The organism is Pseudanabaena yagii GIHE-NHR1 (assembly GCF_012863495.1).
Taxonomy (GTDB): domain Bacteria; phylum Cyanobacteriota; class Cyanobacteriia; order Pseudanabaenales; family Pseudanabaenaceae; genus Pseudanabaena; species Pseudanabaena yagii.
Genome location: NZ_JAAVJL010000002.1, coordinates 147054 through 166535, shown reverse-complemented (window position 1 = coordinate 166535; position 19482 = coordinate 147054). Strand labels below are relative to the sequence as shown.

Annotated in this window: 16 protein-coding genes and 2 pseudogenes; 5 read left to right on the top strand and 13 right to left on the bottom strand. The window is 41.4% G+C overall.

Features of this window, described 5'->3' with window-relative positions:
* Window positions 1–43 precede the first annotated feature (43 nt).
* Window positions 44–1204 carry an IscS subfamily cysteine desulfurase gene (locus HC246_RS17590; protein ID WP_169364769.1) on the bottom strand — a complete coding sequence of 387 codons (1161 nt, stop codon included), beginning with the start codon at window positions 1202–1204 and terminating at the stop codon, window positions 44–46.
* 7 nt (window positions 1205–1211) lie between these two features.
* Between HC246_RS17590 and HC246_RS27150 the strand changes: the two are divergent.
* Both HC246_RS27150 and HC246_RS27005 read left to right on the top strand, forming a co-directional pair.
* A pseudogene (locus HC246_RS27150) lies at window positions 1212–1580 on the top strand (transposase); the annotation flags it as partial.
* A gap of 145 nt (window positions 1581–1725) precedes the next feature.
* A pseudogene (locus HC246_RS27005) lies at window positions 1726–1971 on the top strand (IS1 family transposase); the annotation flags it as partial.
* Window positions 1972–2067: 96 nt separating this feature from the next.
* On the opposite strand, the gene HC246_RS17570 reads toward HC246_RS27005, so the two are convergent.
* The 6 genes from HC246_RS17570 to HC246_RS17545 form a co-directional block, all read right to left on the bottom strand.
* The gene (locus tag HC246_RS17570; protein ID WP_169364767.1) at window positions 2068–3255 is read right to left on the bottom strand and encodes an LptF/LptG family permease; all 1188 of its coding nucleotides are present in this window, start codon (window positions 3253–3255) and stop codon (window positions 2068–2070) included.
* 80 nt (window positions 3256–3335) lie between these two features.
* Window positions 3336–4064 carry an LPS export ABC transporter ATP-binding protein gene (gene lptB, locus HC246_RS17565; protein ID WP_169364766.1) on the bottom strand — a complete coding sequence of 243 codons (729 nt, stop codon included), beginning with the start codon at window positions 4062–4064 and terminating at the stop codon, window positions 3336–3338.
* Between the two features lie 90 nt (window positions 4065–4154).
* Entirely contained in the window at window positions 4155–4730 is a 576-nt protein-coding gene (locus tag HC246_RS17560) for an LptA/OstA family protein (RefSeq protein WP_169364765.1), read from the bottom strand.
* Window positions 4727–6313, bottom strand: a complete 1587-nt coding sequence (locus HC246_RS17555; protein ID WP_169364764.1) for a bifunctional pantoate--beta-alanine ligase/(d)CMP kinase — start codon at window positions 6311–6313, stop codon at window positions 4727–4729. The genes HC246_RS17560 and HC246_RS17555 overlap by 4 nt, the downstream gene beginning before the upstream one ends.
* A gap of 260 nt (window positions 6314–6573) precedes the next feature.
* A complete protein-coding gene (locus tag HC246_RS17550; RefSeq protein ID WP_169364763.1) occupies window positions 6574–7737 on the bottom strand; it encodes a septal ring lytic transglycosylase RlpA family protein in 1164 nt (387 codons plus the stop codon).
* Window positions 7738–9030: 1293 nt separating this feature from the next.
* Complete coding sequence (locus tag HC246_RS17545; protein WP_169365215.1) at window positions 9031–10311, bottom strand: ISNCY family transposase; 1281 nt, start codon at window positions 10309–10311, stop codon at window positions 9031–9033.
* 216 nt (window positions 10312–10527) lie between these two features.
* Here HC246_RS17545 and bioU point away from each other — a divergent pair, with 216 nt between their 5' ends.
* Window positions 10528–11511, top strand: coding sequence for a (S)-8-amino-7-oxononanoate synthase BioU (bioU, locus tag HC246_RS17540; RefSeq protein WP_169364762.1), 984 nt, complete (start codon window positions 10528–10530; stop codon window positions 11509–11511).
* Between the two features lie 214 nt (window positions 11512–11725).
* Here the strand turns inward: bioU and HC246_RS17535 are convergent, their stop codons facing one another.
* Window positions 11726–12997: a serpin family protein gene (locus HC246_RS17535; protein ID WP_169364761.1), complete on the bottom strand. Its 1272-nt coding sequence runs from the start codon at window positions 12995–12997 to the stop codon at window positions 11726–11728.
* Between the two features lie 227 nt (window positions 12998–13224).
* A complete protein-coding gene (gene lysS / locus HC246_RS17530) occupies window positions 13225–14823 on the bottom strand; it encodes a lysine--tRNA ligase (RefSeq protein ID WP_169365214.1) in 1599 nt (532 codons plus the stop codon).
* Between the two features lie 374 nt (window positions 14824–15197).
* Between lysS and HC246_RS17525 the strand changes: the two genes are divergently transcribed.
* A complete protein-coding gene (locus HC246_RS17525) occupies window positions 15198–15479 on the top strand; it encodes a hypothetical protein (protein ID WP_169364760.1) in 282 nt (93 codons plus the stop codon).
* Window positions 15463–15792, top strand: a complete 330-nt coding sequence (locus tag HC246_RS17520; RefSeq protein ID WP_169364759.1) for a hypothetical protein — start codon at window positions 15463–15465, stop codon at window positions 15790–15792. The genes HC246_RS17525 and HC246_RS17520 overlap by 17 nt, the downstream gene beginning before the upstream one ends.
* A 142-nt stretch (window positions 15793–15934) precedes the next feature.
* Here the strand turns inward: HC246_RS17520 and HC246_RS17515 are convergent, their stop codons facing one another.
* The 4 genes from HC246_RS17515 to HC246_RS17500 all read right to left on the bottom strand — a co-directional run bounded on the left by HC246_RS17515 (window position 15935) and on the right by HC246_RS17500 (window position 19458).
* Complete coding sequence (locus HC246_RS17515; protein WP_169364758.1) at window positions 15935–16342, bottom strand: type II toxin-antitoxin system death-on-curing family toxin; 408 nt, start codon at window positions 16340–16342, stop codon at window positions 15935–15937.
* The gene (locus tag HC246_RS17510; RefSeq protein WP_263972526.1) at window positions 16339–16632 is read right to left on the bottom strand and encodes an AbrB/MazE/SpoVT family DNA-binding domain-containing protein; all 294 of its coding nucleotides are present in this window, start codon (window positions 16630–16632) and stop codon (window positions 16339–16341) included. The genes HC246_RS17515 and HC246_RS17510 overlap by 4 nt, the downstream gene beginning before the upstream one ends.
* Before the next feature lie 152 nt (window positions 16633–16784).
* On the bottom strand, window positions 16785–17756 hold the full coding sequence (locus HC246_RS17505; RefSeq protein ID WP_169364757.1) for a hypothetical protein: 972 nt from the start codon (window positions 17754–17756) through the stop codon (window positions 16785–16787).
* 190 nt (window positions 17757–17946) lie between these two features.
* A complete protein-coding gene (locus tag HC246_RS17500; RefSeq protein WP_169364756.1) occupies window positions 17947–19458 on the bottom strand; it encodes a GMC oxidoreductase in 1512 nt (503 codons plus the stop codon).
* Window positions 19459–19482: the final 24 nt, after the last annotated feature.

Below are 19482 nucleotides of genomic sequence, written 5' to 3'. Positions count from 1 at the left end.
AAGGAATTTTTGAAGGCGATACTTTCAAAAATTTCTCTGGTTGTTAATTCAAAGTGTCGTGCTGTAGCGATCGCACTGTCATAACAACATGATTAGCAACTGTTTCAATCTCATCAAAAGTATTAAATCTACCGATCCCAAAACGAATGGAAGCATAGGCTAACTCTTTAGAATGCCCCAAAGCCATTAGCACATGGGATGGTGCAGTTTTGGCAGAAGTGCAAGCAGACCCTGAGGAAATAGCAACAATTGGCTGTAAGGCTAGCATCAGAGCTTGTCCGTTAATATTTGAGAAACTCACATTGAGATTGCCAGCAAGTCTTTGTGTCGGATGTCCATTGAGGATAATGTAGTCTAGCTCACGCAATCGCTGCCATAGATGTTGACGGAGATTTAGGGCTTGTTTTTGTTCTTCTACTTGAGAGGCGATCGCTATTTCTATCGCCTTGGCAAAACCCACAATTTGCGGTGTATAGAGCGTTCCCGAACGCATACCGCGCTCATGCCCTCCCCCATGTAATTGGGGCGCAAGATTGACTCGTGGATTGCGACGACGGACATATAAAGCACCAATTCCCTTTGCCCCATAGATTTTATGGGCAGTAAGTGAGAGCAAATCAATATGCATCGTCATTACATCAAGGGGAATTTTGCCGATCGCTTGAGCTGCATCGCTATGAAATAGAATTTGGCGATCGCGACAGATTTGTCCAATTTCCGTAATTGGCTGCAACACGCCAATCTCATTATTTGCTGCCATGACCGAGACTAAAATCGTATCAGGACGAATGGCTGCCTCAAATTGCTGTAAATCAATTAAGCCATCGGACTGAACAGGTAAATAGGTAACTTCAAATCCAAGGGATTCTAAATAGGCAAAGGGATCAAGAACGGCATTATGTTCAGTTTGTACGGTGATCATATGTCTTCCCTTATGATGATAAGCCTCAGCTACACCTTTAATGGCAAGATTATTTGCTTCTGTCGCACCACTGGTAAAGATGATTTCTTCGGGTGTCGCATTGATCGAATTCGCGATCGTCTCTCGCGCTAATTTAACTGCAGCTTCTGCTTCCCATCCATAAAAGTGCCCCACACTCGCAGGATTTCCAAAGGATTCACGAAAATAAGGCAGCATTGCTTCTAACACCCTCTCATCGACAGGTGTTGTCGCATGACAGTCAAGATAAATCGGTCTTTGCATGAAAATAGACCTCTTTGGGCAATTATTTGGTGACCGTGGTTATATCTCCCAAAAGCTGTTTGAGAAGTTATATCAGCAAGGTTTACAACTGATTACCAAGCGCAAGAAAAAAATGAAAAACTGTCTGGTCAAGTTGATGGACAAAATTCTACTTCGTAAGAGAGCAATTATTGCGTCCATCAATGACCAACTCAAGAACATTTATCAGATTGAGCATAATTACTGAGCTTGTCGAAGTATCAAGACACCGCAGTTTTTTCAATTTCCTCGTTAATCTCCTTGCTGAGTTAGTTGCCTATACCTATCGAGAGTCTAAACCTGCTTTAGAGCTCTTCTCTTCAAAGGCTTGCCTGCTCTTCCTCCTGATTGCTTTTAGCTAATCGAACTGACGTTTATTTGGTTATGGACTGCGGTGAATCATTTTAGTCAAGGCATATCGGCTTGGTCTTGAGTAGGAGTAGTACTTCGACAGGCTCAGTAACCATCAAACCTTTGAAAACTTGTAGACATTGATTAAAGTTTGGTAATGCTATTTCTGGGTTACTGATGGCTACTGCGTCTACAAAATGTTTATCAACTCGGATGATCAAATTATCAGCAAAACCTACATGACTAGAATTGAGGGTGAAAATACAAGGCTGATACATTATTTAGCCCAATTTCATAGAAAAACTTTATGTTATTCAAAATCGGAAGCAATGTTGCGGTATTCAATTCGTTTGTTAATTCACTATCTTAAGCACAAATTGATTCCTTCATTTTCTTGATTTATCTTTCATTTATGCAACGCCCTTTTTTGCATAGCTTTTTTCATTATGTTTCATAATGAGAATTGCTGTTCAGTTGCTAATATCCTTTTTGATTTATGTGACACGGGTCAGAATGATAAAACCTGCGGTAATACCAATTAAATTTGGCATCCATGCGGCGGCAATTGGTGAGAGAAACTCGACCTGACCAAGCGCACCGCAGATAAAGAGTAGTAAATAATAGCCAAAAATAATTAATACGCTTAAGCCAAACCCGATCGCTGCACCAGTTCGCTGTGGTCTCATTCCTAAAGATGCCCCAACGATCGCAAATACAACACAGATAAAGGGAAGTGCATATTTTTGCTCTAGTCTGACCTCTAACTTGCGGATCTCTTTAGTATTGCCAGACTGTTTCAGGAGTTCAATATTGCGGCGAATATCTTCGATATTCATTTCCTCAGCACTACGCTGTTCTTGAGCCAAATCTAAGGGTGCGCGAGGTAATTTAAGATTTTGATCGTCAAAGCGGAGAATACTGCGATAATTGCCATCTGCGCCAACGAGATAGGTTGTGCCTTTGCTAAATTTCCAAACATTTTGATCGGGTAACCAAACTGCTGACTCCGCAGACAAAATTTGCTGAATTTGTCCTTGTGAAAAGTCTAAGACTGTTAACCCACGCATTTCCTTGCCATCAAAGCTACGGGCATAAAAGCTACGAACTAAGCCCTGCCTAGTTGTGCCATCATCTTGCGGCACTTCCCCATATTGTTGATAGACAATGTCCTGCTTTTTAAACTGGAGATTTTCTTGATTGAGAGCAGCTCGTAATGTACTGCGTGATTGCCAGTTTGCCGCAGGGACGATCGCCTCATTAAACACGTAGGTCATACCCGTGACAAAGAGGCTCAGTACCAATGCAGGTAAAACTAATCGGTATGCACTCACCCCGCAACTGCGTAAAGCTGTTGTTTCGCCGTCCCCAGACATACGGCTATAGGAAAGTAATGTCGCGAGTAACATCGACATCGGGAATGAGTAAACCATAAATCCGGGGACTTGGTAGCCAAAAATCTGAAATGCTGTCCAAATACTTAATCCCGAATCCGTAATTAGGCGGATTAGTTCAAATAGTGAGCCGATCGCTAAAATCACCGAGGAAAATGCCCCCACCCCGAATAAAAATGGGGTTAGCATTTGTGTGAACAAATAGCGATCCATGATCGATAGTTTCGGTAGCCATCCCTGCGACACGTTTGTAGCTTTCTTCCTCGGATGCGTCGTTTGTAAGGTTGCCATTTCTGAATTATGACTCTATTCGAGATTACAGGTTTTTGGGTCGATTATTTTTTTTCATCCCATTTAGGAATAAAAAATCACTAAAAATGAAATTTTTCGCCGAGATAGTACTTGCGAACATCAGGATCGTTAGCTAATTCTCGGCTAGAGCCATCAGCAAATACTTCACCATCACGCATGATATAAGCACGATCAGTAATTGACAGTGTTTCGCGAACATTATGGTCAGTGATCAAAACCCCCATATTGCGATCGCGCAGGTTACTGATAATGGTCTGAATTTCGCTAACAGCGATCGGATCGATCCCCGCAAAGGGTTCATCCAGCAAAATAAATTTGGGTCCCTCTTCACCAACAGCCAAAGCTCTCGCAATTTCAGTACGCCGACGCTCTCCCCCTGAGACTTGGATTCCCATCGTATCCGCAATTTTCGTCAACCGAAATTCTTCTAACAAAGTACGGAGGCGATGAATCTGCTTTTTCGGAGGTACTTTAGTTTGCTGCATCACTAGCAAAATATTGTCACGTACCGATAACTGACGAAAAATAGTTGCTTCCTGTGCTAGATATGCCATGCCCATCCGCGCCCTTTGATGAATTGGTAAACGAGTAATATCTTGTTTGTCCAGCCAGACACTGCCGCTATCAGGTTGGACTAGCCCTGTTGCCATATAAAACGAGGTGGTCTTGCCAGCACCATTGGGACCTAGCAAACCGACAATTTCCCCCTGTTTTACGGTAAGGCTCACTTGCTGAACAACTTGTCTACCGTTGTAATTTTTACTAACGTTGTCGAGGGTGATTTGCATTACTCAATATCATTACTCAATTGTTTTTGGGGTGTTGAGAGGTATGGAACTTAACACGAAGTGTGGCGATCACCAAGCTGTTTTTGTCAGTTATGGTTTAGACTTACCAGAACTATTTTCTAAACTGGGTGGGCTAACTTGTTGCTTTTTAAATGCAGGCTTGATTTGATTCACTGGTGAAGCGGAGGTTGCAGGGGTATTGGTTGCTTCGCGGTCTGGAACCACATAAATCGTTTCTACCTGTTGATTATTAGGCGGCGAGGCAACAAACTTACCTTCACTGACGAGATAGGTAATCGTTTGCGCTTTGATGCTATTGACACCTTCTTGAGTAACAACCACATTTCCCGTTAAAACTACACGCTGTTCCTTAGAAAAATACTGTGCTTGCTCAGCGATCGCATCGATCTGTCGGGCGGGATAACTCATTTTTACGTTACCCGTGGCAGTCACTACACCTGTATTAGCATTCGCTTCTTGAATATCCGCACGGATTGTGAGCGCCGTATTTGTAGTTTGAGCCTGAGTAGGGGGCAAGGAGCTAGTCGCGATCGCCAAAAGCGGTAACACAATTAGGAATAACTTACTAATTGCCAATGCTCGCTTAGTTTTTCCTTTTTCCTTTTTCCTTTTTCCTTGAAAAAGTGAAGTGATTGATGTCTTCATAGATTTTGCACCTTGGCTTCATACAAATTTACAATAGCAGTGACCACTTCTTCTATAGTTAGACCATCTGTATCCACTAAAGTTGCATCCTCTGCTTGAATCAAGGGTGAAGATTCGCGAGTAGAGTCCTTGCGATCGCGTTCAGCAATTTCCTGCTCAAGGGTGGCGAGGTCGGGGGCAACTTGCCCTTGGGCAATGAGATCGGCATGACGACGTTTGGCGCGTTCTTTTGCCGAAGCAGTTAAAAAGATCTTAACTTCAGCATCAGGAAATACATGGGTTCCGATGTCACGACCTTCCATGACCACACCACCTGACTGACCGATGAGTTGCTGTTGCTTGACTAAAATTTCACGGACTGAGGGTTGAGCCGCAATTGTAGAAACATTAGCCGTGACTTCGGGGGTACGAATCTCAGTAGTTACATCCTCACCATTGAGCAATACTTGCATTGGTTGCCCTACGATGGGATTGGCAAATAGCTGAATTTTCGAGTTAGCCGCGATCGCTTTTACTTTTTCTTGATCGCGTAAATCAATGCCTTCTTGGAGTACGGCTAGAGTGATGCTACGGTACATTGCCCCAGTATCTAGAAATAATAAACCTAGTTTGTTCGCAACTTGTTTCGTAACCGTTGATTTGCCCGCACCTGCGGGACCATCGATCGCAATGATCGGTTTTCGGGGGGTAATAGTGTGACTCAGCAAAATGTTATCGATTAAGCGTGTATTTCCAATTCGAGCAGCGATCGCCAGCATTAACTCTGCTTCAGACGTAATTTGGCTACATGGTTGCAAGGTCTTTGCATCAACTAATTCAATATACTCTAGGTTGATCTCAGGTAGCTTGGCTAAATAATTCTGGGCAACTTCGATGATTTGGGAGGGTGAGCAAAGGTCATGACACAAAAAAAACTGCTGCTTGGCTTGCTGCAAACTTTGATAAATATGCGCCGCCAAAATGCGATCGCTTGATGATAAATATTGATTTCGAGAACTGTAAGCCAATCCACTAGGCTCACGTAATGTCGGGCAACCAATAATTTCTACAGGGATATTCAAATCATTGACCAACTGGCGAATAATTGCCACCTGCTGACCATCTTTGTTCCCAAAGTAAGCGCGATCAGGTTGAACAACGTTTAAGAGCTTAGTCACGATAGTGGCTACCCCTTGAAAATGCCCGATGCGTGATCGCCCACAGAGAGTACCAGTCATTTCTGCTGGTGGGATTACTTGAGTCACTTTTGCTGCGGTTACGCCCATTTCATCGGCGCTTGGTGCAAAAACTGCATCAACGCCTGCGGTTTCACAAACGTGAAGATCCGTTTCGAGCGTGCGTGGATATCGATCAAAATCTTCCCCTGCCCCAAATTGTAAAGGATTGACAAAAATACTGACCACCACACAAGCATTTTCAGTGCGGGCGCGATCGATCAAACTTAAATGCCCAATGTGCAAAGCCCCCATTGTTGGCACAAGTCCTACTGAGACATTAGCAAGGGCTGGTGCAATTGCTTGTTTAGATCTTTGAGTATTTAAATAATTACGCAGAGAAGCGATCGTGGTAAATAACTGTGTCAAGTAATCACCTCAACGAAATCATTATAAAAAGCATAGCCGCCTCTTGTAGGAAGTGACTATGCTTTTTGTACTATTTGCAATTTATAGCGCTTATTAATCTAATGAAATTAGTTTATTTGCCCGCCTGAGGCGCGTAAATAAACTATGGCTAATCTTACAAATTTTATAATTGCAGGATTACAAAGACTTATTTGTAATCCTGCAATTTGAGACAGGAGTTGTTACCCAACTCCTGTCTCAAATTGCAGACCTACGTTCTTTTATCTAGACAAAACTTCAAGTCTTACAGGCGCAACCCCAGAAGAAATTAAGCCAATCATGTTTGCTGCAGCAGTAGAAACATCGATCACACGACCATGTGCATAGGGACCGCGATCATTAATGCGTACTACTACTGACTGACCATTATCCATATTCACAACCCTTACAAGAGTCCCAAATGGAAGGCTAGGATGAGCAGCCGTTAAATCACTAGCATTGAATATTTCACCACTAGCACTGTAGTTACCATCAAATCCTGGACCATACCAAGAAGCCATTCCCGTCATTGTGCCAACGATCCGACTATTCAAAGTAGGACTGAATACAGAAGTTGGAGCCATGCGTTTCTTAGGAGCGTTAGCAACTTCTGAGACGGGATTTGCATCACCTAGTAAGCGTCGCAGCAAGTTTGCGGATTCAAGAACATCTTCAGATTTATCTTGTTGAGATTCAGTAAATATGGCATGTTGATCAAACTTTAAAACTGTGCGATCGCCAAATTTAATCACATAGCTTCCATTATTCCAAGCAGGTACAATTTTGCTAGCATCCAGTCCATCACGATTAAGCTGATTAATCATTGCAGCAGCAGCCGTGGCGCGTTCTACAGGATTAGGGGAAGCTAACAGATAATCAGAACTATCAGTTACCTTTGATGACTTATTAGAACTATTAAGTTCAGCCTTTGGCGCTTGAACTTCAGTTGTTTGAATGTCATTAGATGGTAACTTAACTAACTCCGAGTTCTTTTTCGTTTCACCCTTAATTTCGCTCTTATTCTTTAATGAGCTTGCACTATCCTTAAGAGTGTTGTCTGAAGCTGATTTAGATGCTTCTGTTGATGTAGAGGAGGTGCTTTCAGATTCAATGTAAGTAACTACAGGGATGCCACGTACATATACGGTTGCAGCATTCTTACCATTTAGCTTATGAGTATATATTTTAGCGATCGCTTCATCTTGAGTCTTCGTGAGAGCTTGCGACCTTGTTTCGCCTATCTTGAGGTTATTAGATTGTGGCGAAGAAGAAATAGATGTATCAGTAGCTTTGACTTCTGATTGAGTTCCTGTTTGTGCCTGTGCACTATGGCTAGCAAGACTTGAGATGATAGCAAGAGCTACTACTGAGTTAGAGAGAGTATAGCTCCAGTTCCAATTAAGCATAGGTAAAGCAGAAAATGAAGATAAACGACTGAATTACAAATTAAGATTTTCCTCATTGAGCTTGTATCAGACTTACTGACAAGCAAAACCAGAAACGTATAGTTTTGTAATTTGGGAACAAAGCACTAATACTTTTGTTCTTGTCGTTCAGATTAACATGGTTATTCAGAATGGCAATAGTTTTTAGCTTAAACCCTTACTAGAAGAGTTTTTAAGCCATTCTTTCTCATTAAAAATCAAAATTTTGCTTCTTTCTCATTAGAATTCTTTATAAAAATGGAACTTTGTGCCCAAAATCACTAAAAACACCCCGTAAAAGTATGCCTTTAGATATAGGTGTTTTTGCGCTCAAAAATTTTTTATGTGCATAGCGATTCAATATCCAAGAAAATATCGGGTTTATTAAGGAGATCAAGTAAGTTTTGCGTGTATACAAACCCTATGAAGACATGATCTCGGAAACAAAGTGCCCAAAATAGTGATAAATCAATCTCAAGATAGATACAAAAATTGAATTTATAGAATCTATTTAGGATTAATCAACTAAATATGTTTGTAGTGAACTGAATCTAGATTTTTTGGTAAGAAAAGCTGGGATCTATATATAAATCATCAAGAAGTTAAGCAAAACATTTACGGATAAAGTATAAGAATTTCTAATCATAGATCGTAAAATTCTTACCAAAATCACTAAGAAATTGTGATCTGATCGCTGAAACTTACCCCACAAATATTCAAAGTGATGATTTGTGAGTCTTTGGACATGAATTGTTTTGCAGGCTTATCTCAATACTTTGGGCAGAATCAAAAAACATAGAAAAATCCTGCATCGTAATAAGGTACGGTTATTGAACAACTACACCAGATATAGCGTTTTTCAAGCAAGCAAGGTAAAAAGGTTTATTTGCTCGCCGAAGGCGAGCAAATAAACCTTTACTTCACTAGACTGGTAAAAGCTATAAATAGCAGCACAAATTTAATATCACCCAATCTACTGAGTAAACCCCAACAAAAGTTTTCGACTCCATCAATCCCCTAAACTTTTTATTCTCTCTATAGCTAGTTCCAAACGTCTTGCTCTAAATCTTCATTTACAGGAGCGTTTTATTTCCCTGTTAGACTTGGATGCTAACTTGACTGAATATCGTCCTAATGTCCCTATCCTTTGTTCTTAGAACACTATTGCTTACTAATTTTGTCCGCTTTGAAAATAGCAACCGACAAAAATCATAGCAACTCTTACAGAATCATCACTTTGAGCTACTCCTAAACAGCAATTCTCATTATGAAAAATTAACTACTGTTGGGAGGGAGATCTAACTCCAAACCTTGAATCATAAAAGTCAAAAGATGATCCCAACTATCAAAAACAAGATATCGAGTCAAGGCGCGTAAATCGTTAAAAAAGGTTTTGCGGGTTGGCAAATGAGAGCGCAATAACTGGTACTTGTCATCGACCAATTCCAATAACGTGTGAAATAGTAGGGACAAAATATTGAGGGTGGCTAGGAATGAAGCAAGATGCTCCTTGCCATGTCCAAAGTTGTGTTCTAGGTTGTAGCCCTTAGTTTTGAGAGTATTGTTATTCTCATTTTCCACTTTCCAACGAGTACGACCAGCCAGCACGATTTCCACCACTGTTTGCTCAGTAATCAGGTGATTGGTGGCAAAAGAGTTTTTGTAAACTACCTTGCCATCAGGTCTAGTCACAGTTAGTTCACACCAGTTAACCAGCAAAGCATCGTCACCATCTTTGATAGGTAGCCCATTGACATATTGGTAGGTATAGGTCTCTTGAACTTTCCCTGTCCACTTATTGACAACCACCGTTGGCAAAGCAATCCCTTCTATATGCTCATAGATAGTGGGGTGAGATTCGGGGCGGCAGACTAAGATGAAGTTGAACTGTTGCTCTAATAGCATTTGGCAGAGGGGTTGGCGAGAATAAAGGTCATCACCCAAAACAGTTACCTTGAATGCACTGTACTTACTGCCATGTTGTAACAACCATCTTTTGGCGGCTGTATTCTCACAGTCTTGCTTGTCATTTCCATCCTGCGGCACAATAAATTCTGGTACTAGGGGAATCACTTGCGATTGATGTGGACTGACGATAACTGGCGTAACTACGCTATGAAAATAATGAATTTCTCCTGATTTCATTTTCCTACTCGAACAATGGTGACAGTGTATTTGTTTTGAACTAAAGTACTCTGTCCCATCTAGCGCCATTAATAGATTGTTGGCGAATCCTCGAAATCTTTGCAGTTTCCCCTTTTGCTCTATCGTCTCCAAGATTGTCTCGAACACTGGAAACATTTCTTTAGGTTGCACTGGGTCTAGCAAGTCTCGGATATGGTTATCCGTTGGTATTTTATGCACCCCAAATAAACTTTGGGCGTTGCTTCGCCCTTTTGTCTGCTCCATTGTCCGCTGGTAAGACAAGAATGATGGACTTTGAGTGAAAAATACACTGAATGCACTCATGGCTGCATCTTCCATGCCATAGCGACTATTTTTGCCTGTCCGCTTGTCTGGCAATGATTCTAGTTGTTGTCGGAAAATTTCTACAATTCTGTCGAATGAGCCTTGTGCTTTCAAAGCTCTTCCCCTAAATCAATCATCATGTTATTTACAATATCCCTATATCAACGGTTTGACTAGCCTTCGTTCATAATGAGAATTGCTGACTCCTAAATTCTAATGTGCCATTGCGTCCGAAAATATGGCACATTAAAGGATCGCATCAGAATTGTAAACTCCCATAGCGATAAACGAAGTTAAACTTAAATGACATTAAAAGTTGGAATTTTAGGATTTGGTGGATTAGGACAAGCGGCGGCGAAATTGCTTAGCGCTAAGCAAGAAATGCAGCTAGTCGTAGCTGCCGACAAAGAAGGCTTTGCCTATGACCCACAGGGGCTAGATGCTAACAAAGCGATCGCCACTTACCAAAACAAAGGCTCACTGGGCTATCTCGAAGGATCGGGTATTCTTACTCAAGACAGTATTGCTGAGGCGATCGCTACGGCAAAAGATGTTGATGGTTATTTCCTCGCATTGCCGAACTTGCCCAATACCTTCATGGCAAGCGTGGCTAAGCAATTCATCGCTTCAGGTTGGAAGGGTGTGCTAGTTGATGCGATCAAACGCACTAGCGCCGTTGAGCAAATGATTGCCCTTGCCCCTGAACTAGAAGCCGCAGGCATTACTTATATGTCTGGCTGTGGCGCAACCCCCGGTTTATTGACAGCCGCTGCCGCGATCGCGGCTCAGAGTTTTGCGGAAGTCCACAAGGTCGAAATTACTTTCGGGGTAGGCATTGCGAACTGGAATGCCTACCGCGCTACTATCCGCGAAGATATCGCCCATATGTCGGGCTATACAGTTGATATTGCCCAAGCGATGACAGATGCGGAAGTAGAAGCTCTGCTAGAAAAGACCAATGGTTTAATCTCGCTGGAAAATATGGAACATGCCGATGACATTATGCTCGAGCGTGTCGGAATTTGCGATCGCGATCGCGTTACCGTTGGTGGTGTAGTTGATACTCGTAATCCGAAGAAGCCTCTCAGTACAAATATGAAGCTGACAGGACGCACCTTTGAAGGCAAAATCTCCACTCATACTTTCACCCTTGGCGATGAAACCAGCATGGCAGCCAATGTTTGTGGACCCGCCTTTGGCTATCTCAAGTCTGGGAAACAATTTCATCAGCGCGGTATTTATGGTCTGATGACCGCTGCTGAAGTAATGCCTGCCTTCGTTCGTTAATTCCATTTTTGACTTGCGAAGCAAGTCAAAAATAATCTAGGTAAGAATTCCCAAGCGATTCTTACCTTTTTGCTTTTATAGCTATAGTCAATCAAAGCCCAAATAGTGTAAGGCGGCGCTTCGCGTCGCCTTACACTATTTAGGTTTTATGTCCTAACAAGAATGGCGACAGCTATAAAAGCAGAAAATGGCATAGCCATTTTCTGCTTTTGTATTATTTTAAGGCTGGGTTTTGAATTGTGCCCATAAATAGAATTGTGCCAGTTTGGCGATCGCTAATTGCAAAGAAAAATGGTCGATCAATGATCATCTGAAATGTTCTACTAGCACCACGAAATACTCGTACTGAAGTGGCGGCAGAGGCTTCAGTACCTTCTTCATTTACGTCAACAAAGGTTTTATGCCTCACTTCACTAATAGAAGATGCTGATGATGTCAGATTGCGAAAGTCTGCGGATGGACTAAAGGCTATTTGCATACCGAGGCTTTTCAAGACTTGATTAAGTTCCAACTCATATTCGACTTTAAAACGGGGCAGTTGAACTAGTCCTGTATTAATTTGAAAACTATCTGACCAATCTTGCCAATTTTGCAAGGTTAATTGCTGCTGAAACTCTGCTAGGCTCGATGTATTTTTAGGCAGGAAAATATCCATCCGAAAGCGTCTATTTTGATAGGGAATCCTCACCGCTTGAAACTTTGGTCTATCAAGATAGCGATATTCACCTAAGCGAGACATGGATGGATGTTGAATTGTCGTACCATTTTCTAAAGTAAATGGTTTGAGATTGGTCAGTGATTTATCAAAAGCATTTGCCCAATTAGCTTTGAAATAAATAGCATTAATCAAAATAACGACAGTATCATTACTTGCCCTCTTTACGATCTGATGGATTTTATTTTTAGTTTGTTGTTTTACCCAATCATTAATAATTTGGGTCGAACTAGAATCGTCAAAATTGAGGTTTTTGATTGTAGCTTGATAGTAGGTTTTTAACTTTTCTACAAAAGAACGTTCTAGGGCAATATTCTGATTTATCCAAAGTGAGTTAGCGATACTGATCTCCGTATCATTTTGACTATCTAACAGAGATACTTGCAATAGTTGATTAAAATTATTGATGTCATTGGTCGAAATTCCTTCTAGTTCTAATGTCCTTGCCATTGCGCTTTGAGTTTGACCATTCGCCCCGTTATAGGTCATTGCCAAAGCGATCGCGACACTTGACGGGGAAATGAAAATATTTTTATGGGGATTTTGCTGAAAAATTTGATTGAATAAATTAAATCCAAACTTAGTGCTGGCTTTTACTAAACGCGAATCAAGCTCTACTTTATTAATGGCAATCTTGGGAGGGATAGGATTAGGAGAAACCGCAAGATTTGAAGGCGCTGGAATCGACTTAATCGGTGAAGCTAGAGATGGAAAACTCATCATGGCAAAAGTTAGCAAACTAATGGCTGTAGAACGATAATAGGTTTTCATAATCTTTATTCCCTAATCTCTAAGATTGCTAAATTTTTAGCAGACATAGTTTGCGATCGCCTTTTACCCTTTTCCATTCTACATAAGTAGCTAGGCGCAATTAAAAAATATAAAACCCAAGAAGAGAAAGGCGGCGCTTTGCGCCGCCTTTCTCTTCTTTTGGCGACAGCTATGGTTGCTGCAACAAAAAAAGTAGGTGCAAAGCACCTACTTTTTAGATGATTTTTTTAAGAGTTGCTTGCCACAAGATTTAGTGCGATCGCATCTTTAATGCGTTGAATCACAAAATCTTTTTCTAAATAAGAAAGTAAACTACCTGCCTTGGGTCCTCTCTCCTTATTTAAGAAGGTATAGTAAACAGCCGCAAATGCACTCTTTTGAGAAACTTCTACTTGCTTAGAAGTACTGAATAGTAAAGTTTGGAGTTCTTCCCCATCCCAACTAACATCGCCTGCGAGGTTAGCTGCCAATGCCTCAAGGTAAGTGATTTGCTCAGCAGTAAGAGTCTTGGCTTTTTCAGGAATGGAATCAAGATACAAAACTAACTTCTCTTCTTCATCGGCATAGTCTTGTAGCCACTTTTTGCCCACACGAATGCGATCGCGTACCACCGCCCAATCGCGATCGCTAAGGGGATTGTCACTTCTAGCGGCAATTTCGGCTTCGAGATCGAGGTGAGGAATTTGCAGCAAAGAAATTAAAGTACTGAAGTCAAAGGCTTGATAACCTTCCACTTTTTCCTCTGTATTCAACTGCGAATAGACGAGGGGAACTAGTTCTTCTTGAGCCTTTTCATCTTTTGGTGCATCATCTTGATATTTGCCAATCAAAGTATCATAGTCACGGAAGAGTCGAGTGACGGTCTCATAGTTGGGCATGAAGTTAATCACACTGCGAGGCTGTGTCCGTAACATCAGGAATCGCAGTAGCTCAGGGGGTAATAAATCCGCAATTTCCTTGGCACTAGAACCAACTCCCTTAGAAGAACTCATCTTCGTTCCATTGACCAAGATAAACTCATAAGGAGCATGGGTGGGGGGATTCTTTTTGAGGACTTTGCGACTGATGGAGTTAGCCACATCACGGGAGCCACCCTTCTGCGAGTGATCCTTACCAGCGAGTTCGATCGATACGCCGACGACTTCCCATTTCGCTACCCACTCTACCTTCCAAGGTAATTTACCATTGCCATCAAAGGGTGATACCCAGCCTGTATGACCGCAACCCTTGACATATTCCATAGCATTGGGCTGGCAGGTATAGAAAACTTTGCCATCTTGGTAGTCAGTGACAACGGTAGTCGCAATCTTGCCGCAGTTTTCGCAAATGGTCTGGAAAGGATACCAATTTGAGGGGCGATCGGCTTTGCTGACTTCTTTGTAGGCTTCACGGACGAGATGAGCATTATTTAAGAAGAGATCAATGTAGGGATTCATTTTGCCCGAACGATAGAGATCGCGCAGGTAATAGATTTCAGGACGCACGCCTAAATGCTCAAATACTTCCAAAAATTCTCCCATAAAGTACTTGGCATAGTCAGTCGCTGTCGCTTCAGGCGAAGGTACATTACAAAGGGGATAGCCGAGATAGGGCGAAAATTTCTCCTTGTCTAAATAATGGGGTACGGTGTCGAGAGCGTCATAGTCATCAACACCATAGGTAAAGGTGACGGGTTTGCCTGCGTGTTTAAGGGCGCGATAGATGGCATCGTGAATCACAACCCCGCGCAATGAGCCGACATGGACGCGCCCAGAGGGGGTTTTAGAATCGTTAACAATAATGCGATCGCCGCTTGCATCTGCTGCAAATTTATCCGCCCAGAACATAGTGGTAATTATCCGAAAATCTTTCAAAAGTTAAGTTTGTTACGCAAAGTTGACGGGTTACACAATTTCGCGCATTTACTAGTCTAACAGTAATCTCGCTGTCACCACAAAAACAAAAAAGGCAGTACTAGCGCAACCGCTTATGTATTAGCGCTCAAAGGCTATCAGGGGCTATGATGATGTATATCAATTATTCACATCTGCTCTTGCACAAAAGTTTCATAATATCGAACATCAGTTTCACTTCTTGATATACAGGCAGTGAAGGCAAAAGCACGGCAGCGCCAGCAACAGAAGCAGGTGTAATGATGGTAATCATTCTGAAGTATCCGTTTATAGAATTTTTAAGAGGATTGATTTGAAGAGGTACTGAAATGAAAGCAAAAAGTATAAATAAGCGCATCACAGTGTCTTTGCCCTCAGATATTTTTAATAGCTTGCCTTTACAGGGGCGAATGAATTGGTTGCGTGAGGCGATCGCGGAGAAGTTACAAAGAGAAAATCGATTAGTTTTGATTTCTGCTGAGTCTAAGGCAATTGATCGTATTGCTGAACCCATTAAGGAAGATGAATGGGTGACGATGGGAACTCTAGATGAAGAGTTTGATTTGGAACAGGTGAATAGGGAGATTAAGCTGCGTGGCTATACGCGCTAAGTACTTTTTGCAGGTGCATCCGCTTGTAATATCAGAGGATTTGCCAATTTTGCCGATGGTTTTGAGGACTGATTTTGAGGACTTGTTCAAGCCTATTTTGCAGTCAAGCCCTGATACTGGTGGGATTTTGCGTTGTCATAAGTTAAAGGGTGATTTGCGTGGTTATCATGCTTTAGAGATTCCTTTTGATGAAGCAGAGTATAGGCTGGTCTATCGGATTTTTGAGAAGCCTGCGCCGAAAAGGGTAAGGATGATTAGTTTTGATATTCATGATCCTGCTTATGAGAAAGCGAAAGAAAGGGTGATGGGTTGAGTTTCATTTTATAAACACGATCGCACAACCACCCCCAAAAACGCGATCGTCTAACCAACCACCTAAAAACGCGATCGCCAAATCACCATCCTCACCCAAAACACGATCGCCCAATCACTCACTTAAAAACAACACAATCGCACTAATCGTTAATAGGTTCGCTATTAATTTGCAGCCAATTTGCTAATCTATTCATATCTTCTTCTTGTTTTCCAAAACTTGCGGCTAATTCTAGAAAAAAGATTGCTGCATCAGTCTCTGATGCTATAAGTTCAATTCCATTAATTGCTAAGAATGTATAAACAGCGATCAGGGCAATTCTCTTATTACCATCAACAAAACAATGATTTTTTACTAGCCCATAGCCGTAAGATGCAGCTAGTTTGTATAAAGTTACATCTTCTTCGTAATGATAGATATTTCTGGGCTTGAATAAAGTTGATTCCAAAGCGCCTTCATTCAAAATTCCCGCAGCACCACCCGACTCGGCGATAATTTCATTATGTATAGCGCAAACGTCATGAGTTTCAAGCCAATAAGGTTCGATCATTTAGCCAACTCAATCAATGCGTTGTGATATTTCTCCATCCCCCGTCGGGCTACTTCCATCTTTTTTGCGAAATCAGGATCGTATGCTGAAATCTCATATCCAGAGGGAGTTTTAGTTGCAAAAATATTATCGCCATCATCAACATTCATGCTGACTGCCATTTCTTTTGGAATGATAACGCTTAGGGAGTTTCCTCTTTTTTTGACATTTAGAAGCATGGCTGTTTTCTCAAGTAGATTATGTTTAATCATCTTTTGGCTTGATGTTACCACAAATGTTGCAACATTCAACTTTTTTTAAATCCTTTTTGGCAATAATCATTAATCATGAACGAGATCGCCCAATCACTCACTAAAAGACACGATCGCCTCACCACTCACCAAAAACAAGATCAACAAATCATCCAAAATCAATCCGATTTGCCATCAGTTATTTGAAATTTTTAACGGTATATTTCGGTTTGCTCAAAATTGCCTTGAATATCTGTTGAAATAAAACGCATGTATTTTGAAGCTAAAATACTTTTCATAAAATCTTTTTGTTTAACTGGAATACCATACTTACTTGCTTTATTAGGACTTTTAATATTAAGAATATGAGGATTAATAACAAAACTTTTATTCTCAATTTGTTGGACTCCTAGTATAAAACATGGAAATAAAGCACCCTTAACGGAAATTTCGATCTGTTTTGGGAATAATCCAAATGTTTGATATGTTGGCAAGCTGTTTCTTAAAGCAATCTTATGATATTCAGAAGTTAACCATGGAGAAACTACAAAATTATGATATGGCTGAGGTATAAATCCGTATATGATGATCGGGTCATCTTTTGCAAAACTTTCGGCAACCTCAATGGATAAACTTGAAGAAACTAACATTGTTTCTTTACGTATCCCTGAAGAACCTGCAATATGCAGAAAGAACAAATAGTAATCTCGTAAATTCAACCTATTTTTAGCATTAAGTTTAGTACAAGAATTTATTGATTTTATAAACTCATCATGGTTACTTCTATCACGAAAATACTGCAAAAATCTAGTTGAACAAGATTGATGAATTCTAGATTCTAGATTTGGAGCAGATAGAACTTTTTCTATGCGCTCAAATATAAAGTCAAATGTGTCATCAGAACAATCTTTAATATTAGTAAGACATCTTCTATTATCAGAGTCTTCAAATTTATCCATGAAAAAATGCCTTGCTTTATCTCCAACAATAAATAGACGCTCATATAATTTCCTCCTAGAGAAATCTCCATTACTTGAGAATAGTTTCTTGCGAAGTCCCTTAAATGATTCACCTCGATATATAAACACAAGATTTCCCTCCTTGTAAACATCTATTAAATGTTGTGTAAAGGAATAAAATAAATTCTTGTCTTTATTAGAAAGTTTATTCTCTTGCAAGTCCACAAGATTTAATGAGTCAAAGTTAGGAATAGTCGGAATCAAGTATGACACTTTGATTTTTTACCTCAAGGAATGAACTGCAAAGTTTCGTTATCGCAAGATAGGCTTAAATTTCTTGCTTATATAGATTTTAGGGTATATAGACAGATTGTTTACTTTCTGTATAAATACCCTGTTGAGATAAACAATCTAACTATTTCAATCGCTCGATTAACCGATCGCCTACTCTTAGAGCATTAGCAATAATCGTCAAAGCAGGACTCACCGCCGCATTAGATGGAAAGAAACTGCCATCGACAACATAGAGATTATCGAGATCGTGGGTGCGGCAATCGCGATCTAAAACGGAAGTTGCAGGATCATTACCAAAGCGACAGGTTCCACATTGATTGGCGACCACTTGCAAAGGCGATTCGGAACGGGGATGCAGGAAGCCAGTGCGGAAGCCATCTAGGGACTTTTCGATGTTTTTTAACACATCAGTCCAGCGATAAATTAAGCGATCGTGGGCTTCCATATTGTTGGGATTGTAATCGATATGGATTCTGTTGTTTTCCCAACGCACCCGATTATTTGAGTCTGGCAAATCCTCCGTTTGCACCCACCAGCCGATGGAATGGGTGGCTAACTGCTTCAGTCCAAAGTTGGGCATGAGCTTCGCCACAATCGAGAATACAGGCGGAGATTCTGCAAAAATGATGTCGGTGAGTAGTCCGCCAGAGTTCTGAATATGCCCCATGGGATAGGGGAAATCCGCATCACCCCAATAGAAATCATTTACATAGATCGACTTTTGGAAGGAGCCGTTATTGGGCTTAGTGCTGAGTTGGACTACCGATGACAACAGGCTTTTCATCAAATTCCGTCCCACTTGATCGGAGCTATTGGCAAGCCCTTTGGGATGGGAATCATTTGCCGATCGCAACAGTAGCGCCGCCGAATTAATCGCGCCACAGGCAAGCACGATGATATCACCTAAAAAGAGATAGGACTGTCCGCCCACTTCTGCTTCTACTCCCTTCACCGATCGCCCTGATGGATTGGTATGGAGACTGACTACTTTGGCTTGGGTTTTTAAGGTGACATTTGCCGATTTCAAGGAAGGGACGAGGCAACTTTCTTCAGAGTCGCTAGTGGGGTCATCCTCTTGACGGGTCAAGCCGAGGGGAATTGTCGATGGATGCAAACCTTGATTAGCGATCGCCTCATAGATCTTCTGAATCTCAGGCTCATGACTGACCGCAGGATAGGGATAATCAGCGCTGTGAGTTGGTTCGGTGCTGTCAGAATTTGCCTTGCCATGCACCTTATAGAGATTTTCGGCTTCGGTATAGTAAGGCTCAAATTCGTCATACTTTACGCACCATGCGGGGGAAATTCCTGCTTGATGGGTGACTTCTTCAAAGTCCTTTTCGCGCCGCCGCAAGAGAGCCGCACCATAGATTTTGGTATTGCCACCGATCACATAGTTAGTCTGTGGTGAAAATGGCTCGCCTGTGTGGTCGTACCATTGTTCAGGAGCATGGTAGCGATCGCGCTGAAAAATATCGATATTACTGCGATTCTGTTCTTCGAGGGGCATAAAGTCACCACGTTCCAGAATCAGAATTTTCTTGCCTGTGGAAGCGAGTTTATAGGCAAGGGTTCCACCACCTGCACCAGTTCCCACAATAATCACATCGTAATAATGGTCATCAATAATCATTGGTTTCTCCTTGTTTGGAAAAAG